This is a genomic window from Nitrospira sp. (genome assembly GCA_016788885.1).
In the GTDB taxonomy this organism is placed as follows: Bacteria; Nitrospirota; Nitrospiria; order Nitrospirales; family Nitrospiraceae; genus Nitrospira_A.
Window position 1 is genome coordinate 22,346 of the sequence record JAEURX010000047.1, and the last position, 13,655, is coordinate 36,000.

Here is a 13,655-nt window from a genome sequence, read left to right on the forward strand (position 1 = left end):
TCAACCTAGGGATTTGCCCAGGGTTGGCGATTGTCATCAGGAATGGCCCATCGGGATGGGCACGAGTGTATGTATGAGGATCTGCAGCCAAGACCTCCCCGCTGTTCGCGAGAGGCCGACAGCCGGCTTGACAGCTCTTCATAGGGAGGCCTAGCCTGAATCGACGAGTGGGTGTGCTCTCACTTGGGGGCACGGCCGTCAGTGTCGGTGCAGAATCAGGTGCGCGCCAAGAAAGAGGAGCGAACGATGAAAAACGTGGAGATGACCGTTGAGGGAACGCTGTTGACCATCAAGGTGGATTTATCGAAGGAATTCGGGCCGTCGGCTTCGGGGAAGACGATCATCATCGCGTCCACTGAGGGCAATGTGACGATTCCAGGGCGAGAGGAGAAGGTCGGATTGAATATCTATCGCAAAAAGCCTGCATAACAAGGTGGGCTGTGATCCGGCGTCGAGACGTTCGCCTTCCGGCGAGTTTCGTGACGCACTGGATGCAGCCCGATATCCTGCTGGATTCTTGTCGTTGAAAAGAGGACAATGGCTCACAGAGCGCGGGAACGGTCGTATCAAGACCTCTTCGGTTTCGTTGACCGCCATGCTGATGTCCACGCCACTGGCTGCGCAGCCCTCTCCCACGATCCTCGTCGTGGATGACGATCCCGACATTACACTCGTCCTGCAGGATCTTCTCGAACATGCCGGATATCGCGTGCAGGTGGCAGGGACTGGCGCGGAGGCTCTCACCAAGGTCAAAGCCGAGTCTATCTCCGCGGTGCTGCTGGATCTGATGCTCCCTGACATGGACGGGCTCTCTGTGTTGGCACTCCTCAAAGAACACGATCCGCTGTTGCCGGTGATCATGCTGACCGCGTTTGTCGAAGTGGCGAAGAAACATGCGTCTCTCACCGAAGGGGCCTTCGGGTATCTCACCAAACCCTATGACGGGGAAGAGGTGAAAGCGCTGATCAAGCGGGCCGTCGGGGTCAAACATCTGTCCCTGGAAGCCGCCTCGGCCAGGCAAGCACTCACCGCCAGCGAAGAGCGGTTTCGAGAGGTCGTCCAGACGGCTCCTGATGCGATCGTGCTGGCCAATGGCGAGGGGGCCATCTTGTCATGGAACAGCGCGGCCGAGCGCCTGTTCGGCTATCCTGCCGTTGAGATCCTGGGGCAGTCCTTGACGCGGATCATGCCGGAACGGTACCGGGCCGATCATGAGCGGGCACTGGCGAGAGTGCGGACGACCGGTGATCTGCGACTGAAGGGCACTGTCGTCACGATGCACGGCTTGCACAAGGACGGCAGGGAATTTCCGATTGAAATGTCGCTCAGCAGTTGGATGTCCGGCGGGCAACGTGTGCATTGCGGCATTGTGCGGGACATTACGGCGCGCAAAGAGGCGGAGGCGCGCCTGCTCCAACAGCAGATCGAGCAACAGGTTCTCTTGGATTTAATCCCGGCCATGGTCTGGTACAAGGATTCGCACAATCGTATTGTGCGCGCGAATCGCCGTGCCGCCGAGTCCTTGCACAAAACCGTCGCCGAGATTGAAGGGCGTCACACCGATGAGTTTTATCCTGAGGAGGCCGAGCGGTATCATCAGGACGATTTGGAAGTGATCGTGTCAGGTCGGGCGAAACTCGGTATCGTTGAGCCGTATCAAACGGGCTCCGGTGAAAAACGCTGGGTGCAGACCGACAAGGTTCCGTATCTGGACACGAAGGGCAATGTGATCGGGGTGTTGGTGTTTGCACAGGATATTACGGAGCGAACACGGCAGGAGGCAGCCTGTCGGGAACGGGAAGAGTTGCTGCGTCTCGTGATGGCGGCATCGGTAAATAGTCTTCTCGTGTCGGATGCCGAGGGGAAGATTGTGTGCGCGAACGCTGCTGCCGAACAGCAATTCGGGTACGAGACTGACGAGCTACGCGGCCGGCTGCTCGCACAGGTCTTCGTCGATCCGCCTCGTGATCAAGGCCTGGGGACGGAGATGAGCGCGGATCAGCGAGTGGGCAGGCGTAAGGATGGGACAGCATTTCCCGCCGGGGTAGAGGTCAGGCGGCTGGAAACGGCGAAAGGAGTACATCTCGTGGTGGCGGTCACTCCTGCGGATGGGGCGGCATGAATTTTCGCTTTGCGTTCATCGTTCTGGTTCTCTGTTTCATCGCCCTATTGCTCGTGGTGGGGATTCGCACGGCGATTCTATGGTTGCGGATTCACTATCCGCTGCGCGCGAATACCATTCTTGCCGGTGCATGCATCGTGGCGGTTGCCGCGGGCGTGATGCTGGTCGTCGAACTGACGGATCAGCCGCGGTTCCGAGCGCATGATCTGCTGACCCTGCAGGAGCCGGTCGTGGCAAAGACGGTCCCTGCTGATCGAGGGGCAGGTAGCCTGACGTGCGTGGTGGATGTGCATGAACATCTCGGTGTCGTGGACGTGGACATCGAGCAGGGTCTGCTGAGAGCGAAGGTGGAAAGTAATAATACCGCCGGACCGGCATTTTGTCCGATCGGATCGGATGTGCGCATCGATCTCACGTGGCTTCATCGTCTGTCGGTGACCCGTCGACAGACTCAGATGAGCGGCTCCTGACCGCGCCGGTGACCGCTCTTGACTCACCAGTGAAGCGCGGCCTATCGTACGCGGGTGGGGGGAGTTAACGCCCCGGGGGAATATGTACAACAAGGGGATCGAGTGTTGAGGATGGTGTGCATGCCCGGCTCGTACCGGGAAGCCTGAAGTCCTCCCGAGGTCTCCGCCGTATCTACCTCTCCTCGGTAGGTGCGTCCTCCTCCCACCCAAATTACCCCGCATCGAACATGCTGTTCGTTCCGCATTCCTGCCTGCGTCATGTGACGTCGCCCGTGTGTTGACTGCCGCGACGAGAATCCCCTCAAGGCTTGACTCTCCGGATCGTTCCCTGTAAACGACGAAGAGGATACGTATTGCTTCAGCCGGGTCTGCCATGCCGCCCGTTGTGAATTCCTTGCTTGAGAGGTTGAATGGCCATCAAGACATCACGCTCACGTGCCGCTTCCTCCGCACCTGCAGCCGCATCCGATTCGAGTGAGCCAGCCGCGACGCCGTCCCGTAAGAACGCTGAAACCGGAGCACCGTCCGCTTCCGGGGTGACGGCCGTGGAAATGGGGGCCCGGCAACGGGAGATTTCCGTCTCCGAATTTTTTACGAAGAACCGGCATCTGCTTGGATTCGACAACCCCCGCAAGGCGCTGCTGACCTGTGTCAAAGAAGCCGTCGACAATTCGCTGGATGCCTGTGAGGAAGCCGGGATCCTGCCGGATGTGACCGTGAAACTGGAGGTCGTGACGACCGGTCAGACTCCGGTCGCGCCGAGTCAGGCGACCCGATTTCGCATCACCGTCACCGACAATGGTCCGGGGATTGTCCGGCAGCAGATTCCGCGCGTGTTCGCCAAGTTGCTGTACGGCTCAAAGTTTCACCGCATGCGGATGAGCCGCGGGCAGCAGGGCATCGGGATTTCCGCCGCCGGCATGTACGGGCAACTGACGACCGGGAAACCGGTCAAGGTGATTTCCCGCACGGGTCCGCGGGCGGCGGCCCACTATTTCGAGGTGCAGATCGACACGAAGAAGAACGAGCCGCTGGTGCACGACAATAAACAAATCGAATGGCATCAGCCGCAAGGGACTGAGGTGACCCTCGAGGTTGAGGGGCGGTATCAAAAGGGGCGGGCGTCGGTCGACGAATGGTTGGAGCAGACGTCAATTGCCAATCCGCATGTGCGGCTGGTCTACCACACCCCTGAGGGTGAGACGAAGGAGTATCCTCGCACCTATCATGAATTGCCGCCGTCGCCGAAGGAAATCAAGCCCCACCCCTACGGCATTGAATTCGGCGCCCTGCTGAAGATGCTGCAGGATACCAAGAGTCACACCGTCGCCGCATTTTTGGCCAGCGACTTTTGCCGTGTGTCTCCGGCGTTGGCGGAAGAGATGTGTAAAGCGGCCAAACTGTCGCCCAACACCAAGCCCCGTGACGTGAAACATCAGGCCGCGGAGATCTTGTACAAGACCATCCAGGCCACCAAGATCATGGCGCCGCCGACGAACTGTATTTCCCCGATCGGAGAAAAGGCGATCCTGTCGGGTCTGTACAAGCAGATCAAGGGCGAGTTTTACACCGCGGTCAGTCGTCCGCCGGCGGTGTACCGGGGGTATCCGTTCATCATCGAGGCCGGACTGGCGTTCGGGAAAGGTCCGGAGGAGGCGACAAAGCCTCAGCAGGCCAGTGCGCCGCTCGCGGAAGGTGAGGACCACGGGCATGAAACGGAGCTAGCGCGGGTGATTCGGTATGCGAACCGGGTGCCGTTGCTCTATCAGCAATCCGCCTGCTCGACCTTCAAGGCCGTGCTTAGCACCACCTGGCGGAACTACGGTGTGAGCCAGTCGCGGGGCGCCTTGCCCGCCGGCCCGATGGTGATTTTCGTGCACATGGCCTCCGTCTGGGTTCCCTTCACGAGCGAGTCGAAGGAAGCCATTGCGGACTATGACGAGATCCAGAAAGAAATCACGCTGGCGCTGCGTGAGGCAGGACGGCGATTGGGGATCTTCCTGCGGAGGCGTGAGCGGGCTGCGAGTGAATTCCGTCGCCGGAATATCTTCGATTTGTATATCGAGGAGGTGGTCGCCGCCTGTAATCGTTTGAAAGGTGGACACTTACCTGTCGAAAAATTGAAAGGGCAGCTGCATAAGATCGCGAGCTCGCGTACGGGCGGCATCAAGACCGATGAAGCGTTGGGGAAGACAGGTGCGGGACCTGAAGGATTGCCGCATTCGATCATCGTGACAGCTGAAGGAATCGAAGGCGAGACGGAGATTGCGCAGCAGGCTCCCGCGGCAGACGCCGGCACTCCGGTGTCGATGCCTGCGGATTCCGTCTCGGGACGGGATGCACCGGCAAAGACCAAGCGGGCCGCCAAGCCTAAGGCGGAACCCATGACACGCAAGGGGACCAGCAAGGCTAAGGCCGCAGGCGGGCAGCAGGACATGTTCGCCGTCGAGCCGACTCCGGCAAAAAAGGCGGCACCCCGTCGGCCATCATCCGGTGCAGCCAAGCCCACCCGTAAGAGGACATAGGACAGGTTATGGCACAGGCAAAACCCAAGAAGAACGGCATCGTAGGCAAGAAGCTGGTCGGCATGGCCGATGTGGTGATTGCGGCGGCACAACGTGCAAAAGACCCCACCTTCGAGATTCCGATCCGTGCGTTGTCGAATGTGTCGTTCAATCCCCGTCGCGGGCTGATCGAAATGGGGGACAAGAAGCAGTCCCGTTCGTTCTTCAACGTCGGCATGGCAAAAAAGTTCATGCAGACCATGCTGGTCGCGGATGCGTTGGCCGAGCTGCAGCAGGCCGATCTGACAACCTCGTTGAGGGAAATCTACTACCGCACGAAGCACACGATCCAAGACTCGCACGAAAACACGTTTGATACGCAGGACGAGTCCGACCCGATCATCGAGGATCTCGAAGTGTCGTTGGTGGCCTTGCGTGAGGAACTCCACGTGCGAGCGGAGAACAGTGGGAGCATCGTCGGGCCGGTGGTCTTTGGCGATGACGGCGATCGGGTGGATTGCGCCAAGCTGGGCAAGGGCGGCTATTCCGTACCCTCCATCGTCGAGCCGGAGTATCTCGAAATCCGTCGTTGCACGGCCGATTTTCTTCTCTTGGTGGAAAAGGGCACCCAGTGGAACCGGCTGTCGGAAGACAAGTTCTGGCGGCGCTACAATTGCGTGCTGCTGACCGGCAACGGTCAGCCGCCGCGCGGTGTCAGACGGCTGGCGCGCCGTCTGCATGAAGAATACAAATTGCCCGTCTACGTGCTGGTGGACAACGATCCCTGGGGGTACTATATCTATTCCGTCGTGAAGCAGGGGTCGATCAATCTCGCGTTTGAAAGCCAACGGATGGCCATTCCGAAAGCGAAATTTATCGGGCTGTCCAGCGCGGACCCGGAACGGTACGAGTTACCGCGCAACGTGGGGATCAAACTGAACGAGAAGGACATCACCCGCGCGAAAGAACTGCTGAACTATCAATGGTTCCAGAAGCCCGCGTGGCAGCAGGAAATCAAACGCATGCTCACGAGCGGGCTGAAGTACGAACTCGATGCGTTAGCCAACAAAGACTTTCAGTACTTGACCAAGAAGTACCTGCCGAGAAAATTGAAAGAGAAGGATTGGCTGGACTAGTGCCGGCCGTGAGGGGATCGTGAGGACACAGGGGCTGGTCCGGCGGTTGATGCATGTGCAGGCGTTCGGCGTCGGGCTCGGTGCGTTGTTGTGGCTGGCGCCCGCGCTCGGGATCGCGCAGACGACCTCGCCGCCTTCCCCTCAACAAACGCCGCAGGGCCAGAGCGCTCAGACTCCTGGAATTCAGCCGCTGATTCAGAATCCCTTCGCGCAGCAATCCACCATCTCGTCGACCGCCTCCGGGGCCAGTGCGCCCCAAAGCAACACCGTGCCATCCAGCCAAGGCAAGTCGTTCGGGACTATCGGCAAAGGGTTGCCGGGAATGACAGGCGGGCCGGCCCTGAACGCTCCCCTGGGATCGCAGGATCCTTCCTCACGCTATATGCGGCCCACCGTGATTCCGCCGCTGTTCTGCGATCCAGCCATCAACATTCCTTGCTGATTGGCGCGGTCGAGGAAACGAGCGAGCCGAGACTTTGCCTTTGAGGTCTTTCAGGATTTTCGCGTGAAGGTGCCGCGTGGTTCGATCCGGATGCTGCCGGTCGGCGTCATGGCGCCCTGAGGGTTCTCGGCGTCCAGCCACACGTTGAAGCGGACGGTGCCGGGTTTGCCGAAGCAGAGACTGGCGTATTGCAGCGGCGCGATCGTCACCGTGTCCTGCGCCACACCGAATTGGGAGAATCCCCTCCCGCACTCGAGACGTGTTGGATTGCCTTCTTCGAGCAGCCGTAACCGGACTGGTTCGGAATTCAGATTCTGCCAGCGAATCTCATCGCCGATCTGTACAATCAACTGTCGAGGGGCGATGTCCGTTCGGATATTGAAGTACCGAACGGTGCCTGTGAGCTTGGAGTTGGGTGTTGTGGTGCACCCGCTGACGAAGCCGGCCGTGAGAAGCAGTAGACAGCATGCAATGACGGTACGCATGGGCGATCCTACAAAAACCGCGCAGGCCTGCGCCACTAGGATTGTTACCAGGTGAGGGCGAGGCAGAAGTACCTGTCAACCAGCGAGACCTCGGATCGTTGTCCTGCATAACAATCACGGTATTGTGCGAGCACCGCCCATGACGCTGACCTTCGATGAAGCCCGTCATCTCCTGTCCCGTACAGGTTTCGGTGGATCTCTCGACGACATCAGACGATTCATGACATTCGATCGCCGGGCTGCGGTTGCGCAGGTGCTCTCCATCACCACGACCAAGGCTCGTACTCCGCCGCCGGTGTGGATCCACGGGTTGCCTCCCTTGCACCACAGGCGTGCGCGGTGGAGCGAGCAGGAGCGGAAAACCTTCCATGAGCAACTGAAAATTCAGGGCCGGGAATTAAAAACCTGGTGGTATCGTGAGCTTGTCACGACGCCCAATCCGCTCTTGGAGCGGATGACGCTCTTCTGGCACAACCACTTCACCTCGAGTGTGCACAAGGTCAGATGGCCCGCCTTCCTCTATCAGCAGAACGTGCTCTTGCGGCTTCATGCGATGGGGTCCTTTCGGACGCTGCTTCATGCCATTGCGAAGAATCCCGCCATGCTGCTCTATCTTGATACACAGACGAACCGCAAGGAACATCCGAACGAAAACTTTGCCCGAGAACTCTTCGAGTTGTTTACGCTCGGTGAGGGGCATTATCACGAACAGGACATCAAGGAAGCGGCGCGCGCTTTTGCCGGATGGCACCTGGATCTGCGCACCGGGGCATTTCGTGTCGATGTGCGACATTTCGACGACGGGCAGAAAACCCTATTCGGCAAGACCGGCCGTTTTGAGGGCGACGACGTATTGTCGCTGACGCTGGAGCAGCCTCAGGTCGCCCGCTATCTCACGGGGAAGCTCTGGAGAGAGTTTGTGTCCGATGAACCGGAGCCGGATGAACTGGCGCGCCTCGCCGAGTCGTTCAGGCGAAGCAACTACGAGATAGGCCCATTGTTGCGTGACCTCTTCCTGACGCCACAGTTCTGGGCGCCGGAGAATCGCGGTGTCCTGATCAAGTCTCCGGTGGAACTGTTGGTGGGCACCATGAGGCTCTTCAATGTTCCGATAGAAGACGCCTCACATCTGATCGGTGTCGCTCGCCGGATCGGCCAGGATGTGTTTGATCCGCCTAACGTGAAAGGTTGGCCGGGCGGGACTCGCTGGATTACCACGTCCACGCTACTGGATCGGCACCAGGTCCTGCATCGGATGATCCGCGGCCATGAATTGGGCCATCCGCAAGGCATGGGCGAAATGAATCCGTCGCATGGGGAGAACTGGCTTGCCACGGCACCTCTCGATCTGGTGCAAGCGACGCTGCTTCCGTTGGCGCCGGTACAGCCGGTCGTACTCGAGGAGGATCGTACCCAAGTCGTCCATCAGTTGGTCTTGGATCCGGTGTATCAGTTGAAGTGAGGTTCCCTCATGACGAATCGAATGACCCGTCGCGCTCTCCTGAAGGCCGGGCTGGCCCTGCCGCTGTTGTTGTGGCGTGCTTCGCCGCCGGCGCGAACATGGGCCGCTGAAGCCAGGACCTCCTCCGGTGTCGGTTCGATTCGAGAGCGGATCCTGCTGCTGGTTGAACTGCATGGTGGAAACGACGGGCTGAATACCCTCATTCCCTATGCGAGTGAGGCGTACTATCGTGCTCGTCCTCAACTGGCTATTCCCCGCGATCAGGTTCGTCAATTGACCTCGAACGTCGGACTGCACCCTGCGCTCTCATCCCTGATGCCTCTCTGGGAAGGGAAAGAGATGGCCTGGGTGCAGGGTGTCGGCTATCCCAGGCCGAACCGGTCGCATTTCCGGTCGATCGAGATTTGGGATACGGCCTCGGATAGTGAGCAGGTCCTGGATCAAGGATGGTTGTCAGGCTTCTTCGAACGTGTTCCATTGCCGGCGCGATTTACGGCGGAGGGAATTGTGCTGGGCAAGGGGGATGCCGGTCCACTGAGTGGAGGAACGGCGCGCACCATTGCGCTCCACGATCCCGCACAGTTTCTGCACCAGGCCGGATCGGTCAAGCCGGCCGTGTTCAGGACGACAAATCGAGCATTGGCGCATATTCTGGACGTGCGACGGGAGATTACCCACGCCGCGAATGATTTGCAGGGCCGTATTCAGCAGGGTCCCCTCGTCGAACAGGCATTTCCCGTGCATCGCTTCGGGAGACAGATGGAACTGGCGGCCAGGTTGATTGCCGCCAAGGTTCCGGTTGCGGTGATCAAGGTAACCCATGGAAGTTTTGATACCCACGCCGGCCAGTTGGCCACTCACCATCGGCTGCTGGAGGAACTGGCTCAGGGGCTGGTGGCCTTTCGTGCGGCGATGGAGCAACTGGGGCTTTGGCAGGACATCCTGGTGATGACCTATTCGGAGTTTGGCCGCCGAGTCGCCGAGAATGCCAGCCATGGAACCGACCATGGCACGGCGGCGCCGCACGTGTTTCTGGGGGGGCGAGTGAAAGGCGGACTCTATGGGGCGGCTTCGTCACTGACGGATTTACAGGACAATGATCTAAAGCATACCGTGGATTTTCGGAGCCTGTATGCGACGGTGGGCGAGAAGTGGTGGGGGGTGTCTGGCGCGTCGATCGGTTTTGGGCGTTACCCGGTGCTCGACGTGTTGGCTTGAGCCGCGGGGCTTGATTTCACGCAGGATTCTTCCTATCCTGGCGGACTCAGACAAGGAGGACGCCCCATGCTGAAGCACAGACTGCGAGACATTCGAATGGTGTTGGCCGGCGGATTGGTGTCGTTGGTCCTGACATGGACGGGGGTGACGTTGCCCGTACAGGCGGAGATGCTCGGGGTGTCGAATGAGGCGTCCGGCAGTCAGTCGTCCGCACACCGCAATACTGCACTGCAACAGACTCCGGCCCCGGTGGAGCCGTCGCTGCCGCTGCTCGTAGCTGAGGGGTCTAATTCCTGCGAGATCGTTTCCTGCGGCATGGGAATCAAACAAACCTGCCAGATCACCTGTCCGGCCGATAAGACGCCCAAGTGCAGCTGCGACTGCGAGCGGAGCTTCGGTCCGATGTGTATGGACTATAAGGCGAACTGTCGCTGCGAGTAGGGCTGTTGCCGCCGATCACTCACTATCTGGTACAGAAGATTCTGACCCGCTCACCGTCAGGCTCGGTCCTGCCACGCGGTATTGTTCTCCCGCCCACGCTCCCAGATCGATGATTTGACAGCGCTCGGAACAAAACGGACGCCAGGGATTGCCTTGCCAGGTGGTCGGCTGGTGGCATTCAGGACAGCGGCGTTGGGAAGAGGGAGAAGGAGACACGGCCTGCACCTCTCGGCTGCTGATGGTTGGCGTTACTCTACCATCCTGGTGCCGAAGGCGGCAAATAACTCGCCGGTCAGGTAGGCCGTCTGTGCCGTGTCACGCCAATGTTTTCGGCGCATATAGTCGTTGAGCACCCGACCGTCGGCCGAGCGGTGGACATGCGGTTGCGCAACGTTCATCCGGTACCGCTCGATGGCGCCGGCGACCCGGCTGATGAACACGATCGTGCCGTCGCGCTCGACCGCCTCCACGATTCCCACATGGGTCAGCGGGTCGTTGACGAGGCCATCGCCATTGAAGTCCCACGTATCGTTGAAAAAGACCAGATCGCCTGCCTGCACGATCGGCCCCCGGTGGAGACGTCCGTGTGTCCGTAGATGGCTGTAGATGAGACCGACGCCGTTTGATGGTCCCTCAGAGGTGCTGCCTTCATACAGATCGATGCCATGCGCCAGGTAGATGGCGCGTGTCACGCCGGCGCAATCATAGTTGATGCGCCGTCCCTGGCTCTCGATCGCTTTTGCGCCGACCAGGTTCGCGGCGGTCCGGACGATGGCCTGCTGGCGAGCATCGGCTGTGGTGGTGCGGCAGCAGTCAGGCAATGGGGTGATCATATGGCGGGGGACCTGCGATGAGGGGGTTGCGCAGGCGCTCAAGGCCGCAATCAGGAGCAGGTTGAACAGGGTGCGAACAAGTACCGGCATACTGCTTCAAGTATAGCTGGTCCGTGGCTTTCCTGGATCCGACCAGATGCCACTCGCTTCGGGCTGCCCGGCCAGCGTTCAATCAGGCAGCCTCCGAGTCTGCCGCTACGCCCCTGCGGCGGTGAATACCTGCTTGATCAAGGCCTGCGCATCGTCCTGAATCCGGCGGAGGTGGGCCTGCCCCTTAAAGCTCTCGGCATAGAGTTTATACACATCCTCGGTGCCGCTTGGGCGAGCCGCGAACCATCCGTTGGCGGTGGTGACCTTGAGTCCTCCAATGGAGGCGTGATTGCCCGGCGCATCGGTCAACATGGCGGTAATCGCCTCTCCCGCGAGTTCACGGCGTTGGACTTGTTGCGGGGAGAATTTCTGGAGCGCGGCTTTTTGTGCTCTGCTCGCCGGGGCATCGATCCGCTCATAGATCGGTTCGCCCAGTGAAGCGGTCAAGTCGTGATACAGCACAGACGGGTTCTTTCCGGTGACCGCCAGCATTTCCGCTGCGAGCAGATCCATGATGATCCCGTCCTTGTCGGTCACCCAGGTGGTGCCGTCGAGGCGCAGAAAGGCGGCGCCCGCGCTTTCTTCTCCACCGAATCCCAATGACCCGTCGCTGAGCCCCGGGACGAACCATTTGAAACCGACCGGTACCTCAACCAATCGGCGTTGTAGTGATCGGGCCACGCGATCGATGATGCTGCTGCTGACCACCGTCTTGCCGATGCCTGCGCCGGGTTGCCAACCGGGACGATGAGTGAAGAGGTAGGCAATGGCGGCGGCCAGGTAATGGTTGGGGTTCATCAACCCGGCATCGGGGGTGACAATGCCGTGTCGATCCGTATCGGTATCGTTGCCGAAGGCCAGATCAAACCGGTCTTTTAAGGTGATCAAGGAGGCCATCGCGTGGGGGGATGAGCAGTCCATGCGAATCTTGCCGTCCCAATCCAGCGTCATGAAGCGGAAGGTGGGGTCGACGCGATCATTCACGATCTGCAGGTCCAGTCCGTACCGTTCGGCGAGCGGACGCCAGTAGGCGACGGCTGCGCCGCCTAGCGGATCGACGCCGAGCCGCAGTTTGGCCGCCTTGATCCGGTCGAGATCGACGACCTTGGCCAGGTCAGACACGTAAGCGTCGACAAAGTCATGGCGTGAGGTGGTGGAGGCCTTGATCGCCTGTTCGTAGGGGACGCGCGTTACCCCGTGCAGCTTTGCCGCCAGCAATTCGTTGGCTCGGGTTTCAATCAGCTTCGTCACGTCGGTGTCGGCGGGGCCGCCGTGGGGCGGATTGTATTTAAAGCCGCCGTCTTCAGGCGGATTGTGCGAGGGCGTCACGATGATGCCATCGGCACGGCCGGCTGTTCGGCCACGATTCGTGGTGATGATGGCATGGGAAATCACCGGGGTCGGGGTATAGCCGTCCTGTTGGTCGAGACGGACGTGAACCCCGTTTGCCGCCAAGACCTCCAATGCGCTTCGTTGAGCCGGAGCGGAAAGGGCATGGGTGTCCTTGCCGATGTAGAGTGGGCCGGTCGTCCCCATCTTGCTCCGGTACTCACAGATGGCCTGCGTGATGGCCAGGATATGTGCTTCGTTGAATGTGCGCTTGAGGGACGAGCCGCGATGCCCGCTCGTGCCGAAGCTCACCCGTTGCTGGGGATCAGCCGGATCGGGCAGTTCCTGGTAATAGGCCTGTTCGAGTGTGTCGAGTGCAACGAGTTGTTCCGGTTGTGCCGGTTGTCCGGCGCGGGGATGGTGAGCCATGGATTCCTCTGGAGGATGTGATGATGGACGCAGGATTGATGAACGGCAGTATATACGGCTCGATCGTGAATGTCAGTGGCGTGCTTGGTTGCGCGGTCCTTGGCCCGGGTGTTAAGATCCGCTCACGTTGAGGAGAAAGGTTGATTATGCCGAATATTACCTTGTTGCATTCACCAACCTGCGGAGCCTGTCCTTCGGCGAAGCGCCTGTGGAAGGAACTGAGGGTGAAGTATAGCTTTAGCTATCGCGAGGTCGACATCACGACCCCAGATGGGCAGGAGTTGGCGAATCGACATTCGGTCCGGGCGGTGCCCGCGACTATTATCGATGGCCGTCTGACCTTTGTCGGGGTGCCGCCTCGTCAGAGCGCCGAAAAAGCGCTGCAGCTGAAAATGAAACCGCAGGGCGCGTGAGATCGGAGCCATATGACTCTTCCAGATGACGATGATTTCGAGTTGCCTGTCCTTCCCATGATCGACAAGGGGCCGCCTCCCGAATGCGGCACCTGCGGCGACCCGATGAAGTTTATCGACGGCGACTGGGCCTGTGTCGATTGCAACGGCGAATTGCTTGGCCCCGAAACCGGGTAGCCGGTCGTTCGGATGTCGCCCGCACCCTGTGAGGTGGACGACCGGAGCCGGCAGATGAGTGAGGTCCTCTCCGCTTCGCAGTTCATGTTCGACGACTGACGGTT

Annotated in this window: 15 protein-coding genes; 11 read left to right on the forward strand and 4 right to left on the reverse strand. The window is 60.0% G+C overall.

Annotated elements, in window-relative coordinates; translation table 11 throughout:
* The first annotated feature begins 246 nt into the window (after positions 1 to 246).
* From JNL86_12590 to JNL86_12615, 6 genes are all read left to right on the forward strand, one after another.
* Positions 247 to 429 (forward strand): hypothetical protein, encoded by a 183-nt coding sequence (locus JNL86_12590; GenBank protein MBL8043746.1) that lies wholly within the window; start codon positions 247 to 249, stop codon positions 427 to 429.
* Between the two features lie 94 nt (positions 430 to 523).
* On the forward strand, positions 524 to 2,122 hold the full coding sequence (locus tag JNL86_12595) for a PAS domain S-box protein (protein MBL8043747.1): 1,599 nt from the start codon (positions 524 to 526) through the stop codon (positions 2,120 to 2,122).
* Positions 2,119 to 2,592 (forward strand): hypothetical protein, encoded by a 474-nt coding sequence (locus JNL86_12600; GenBank protein MBL8043748.1) that lies wholly within the window; start codon positions 2,119 to 2,121, stop codon positions 2,590 to 2,592. The genes JNL86_12595 and JNL86_12600 overlap by 4 nt, the downstream gene beginning before the upstream one ends.
* A gap of 536 nt (positions 2,593 to 3,128) precedes the next feature.
* Entirely contained in the window at positions 3,129 to 5,117 is a 1,989-nt protein-coding gene (locus JNL86_12605; GenBank protein ID MBL8043749.1) for a DNA topoisomerase VI subunit B, read from the forward strand.
* Between the two features lie 8 nt (positions 5,118 to 5,125).
* On the forward strand, positions 5,126 to 6,232 hold the full coding sequence (locus JNL86_12610) for a DNA topoisomerase IV subunit A (protein ID MBL8043750.1): 1,107 nt from the start codon (positions 5,126 to 5,128) through the stop codon (positions 6,230 to 6,232).
* Positions 6,233 to 6,251: 19 nt separating this feature from the next.
* Entirely contained in the window at positions 6,252 to 6,674 is a 423-nt protein-coding gene (locus JNL86_12615; protein ID MBL8043751.1) for a hypothetical protein, read from the forward strand.
* Between the two features lie 50 nt (positions 6,675 to 6,724).
* Here the strand turns inward: JNL86_12615 and JNL86_12620 are convergent, their stop codons facing one another.
* Positions 6,725 to 7,159, reverse strand: a complete 435-nt coding sequence (locus JNL86_12620; GenBank protein ID MBL8043752.1) for a hypothetical protein — start codon at positions 7,157 to 7,159, stop codon at positions 6,725 to 6,727.
* A gap of 139 nt (positions 7,160 to 7,298) precedes the next feature.
* Here JNL86_12620 and JNL86_12625 point away from each other — a divergent pair, with 139 nt between their 5' ends.
* The 3 genes from JNL86_12625 (at position 7,299) to JNL86_12635 (ending at position 10,280) form a co-directional block, all read left to right on the forward strand.
* A complete protein-coding gene (locus JNL86_12625) occupies positions 7,299 to 8,621 on the forward strand; it encodes a DUF1800 domain-containing protein (protein ID MBL8043753.1) in 1,323 nt (440 codons plus the stop codon).
* Positions 8,622 to 8,630: 9 nt separating this feature from the next.
* A complete protein-coding gene (locus JNL86_12630; GenBank protein MBL8043754.1) occupies positions 8,631 to 9,839 on the forward strand; it encodes a DUF1501 domain-containing protein in 1,209 nt (402 codons plus the stop codon).
* A 66-nt stretch (positions 9,840 to 9,905) separates the two neighbouring features.
* Positions 9,906 to 10,280 (forward strand): hypothetical protein, encoded by a 375-nt coding sequence (locus JNL86_12635; protein MBL8043755.1) that lies wholly within the window; start codon positions 9,906 to 9,908, stop codon positions 10,278 to 10,280.
* 15 nt (positions 10,281 to 10,295) lie between these two features.
* Here JNL86_12635 and JNL86_12640 read toward each other — a convergent pair whose 3' ends face one another.
* The 3 genes from JNL86_12640 to JNL86_12650 all read right to left on the reverse strand — a co-directional run bounded on the left by JNL86_12640 (position 10,296) and on the right by JNL86_12650 (position 12,961).
* Positions 10,296 to 10,496 carry a DNA gyrase inhibitor YacG gene (locus JNL86_12640; GenBank protein ID MBL8043756.1) on the reverse strand — a complete coding sequence of 67 codons (201 nt, stop codon included), beginning with the start codon at positions 10,494 to 10,496 and terminating at the stop codon, positions 10,296 to 10,298.
* Positions 10,497 to 10,528: 32 nt separating this feature from the next.
* Positions 10,529 to 11,203, reverse strand: a complete 675-nt coding sequence (locus JNL86_12645) for a hypothetical protein (GenBank protein MBL8043757.1) — start codon at positions 11,201 to 11,203, stop codon at positions 10,529 to 10,531.
* A gap of 105 nt (positions 11,204 to 11,308) precedes the next feature.
* Complete coding sequence (locus JNL86_12650; GenBank protein ID MBL8043758.1) at positions 11,309 to 12,961, reverse strand: alpha-D-glucose phosphate-specific phosphoglucomutase; 1,653 nt, start codon at positions 12,959 to 12,961, stop codon at positions 11,309 to 11,311.
* Between the two features lie 146 nt (positions 12,962 to 13,107).
* Here JNL86_12650 and JNL86_12655 point away from each other — a divergent pair, with 146 nt between their 5' ends.
* Both JNL86_12655 and JNL86_12660 read left to right on the forward strand, forming a co-directional pair.
* Positions 13,108 to 13,374, forward strand: coding sequence for a thioredoxin family protein (locus JNL86_12655; GenBank protein ID MBL8043759.1), 267 nt, complete (start codon positions 13,108 to 13,110; stop codon positions 13,372 to 13,374).
* Positions 13,375 to 13,386: 12 nt separating this feature from the next.
* The gene (locus JNL86_12660) at positions 13,387 to 13,551 is read left to right on the forward strand and encodes a hypothetical protein (GenBank protein ID MBL8043760.1); all 165 of its coding nucleotides are present in this window, start codon (positions 13,387 to 13,389) and stop codon (positions 13,549 to 13,551) included.
* Positions 13,552 to 13,655: the final 104 nt, after the last annotated feature.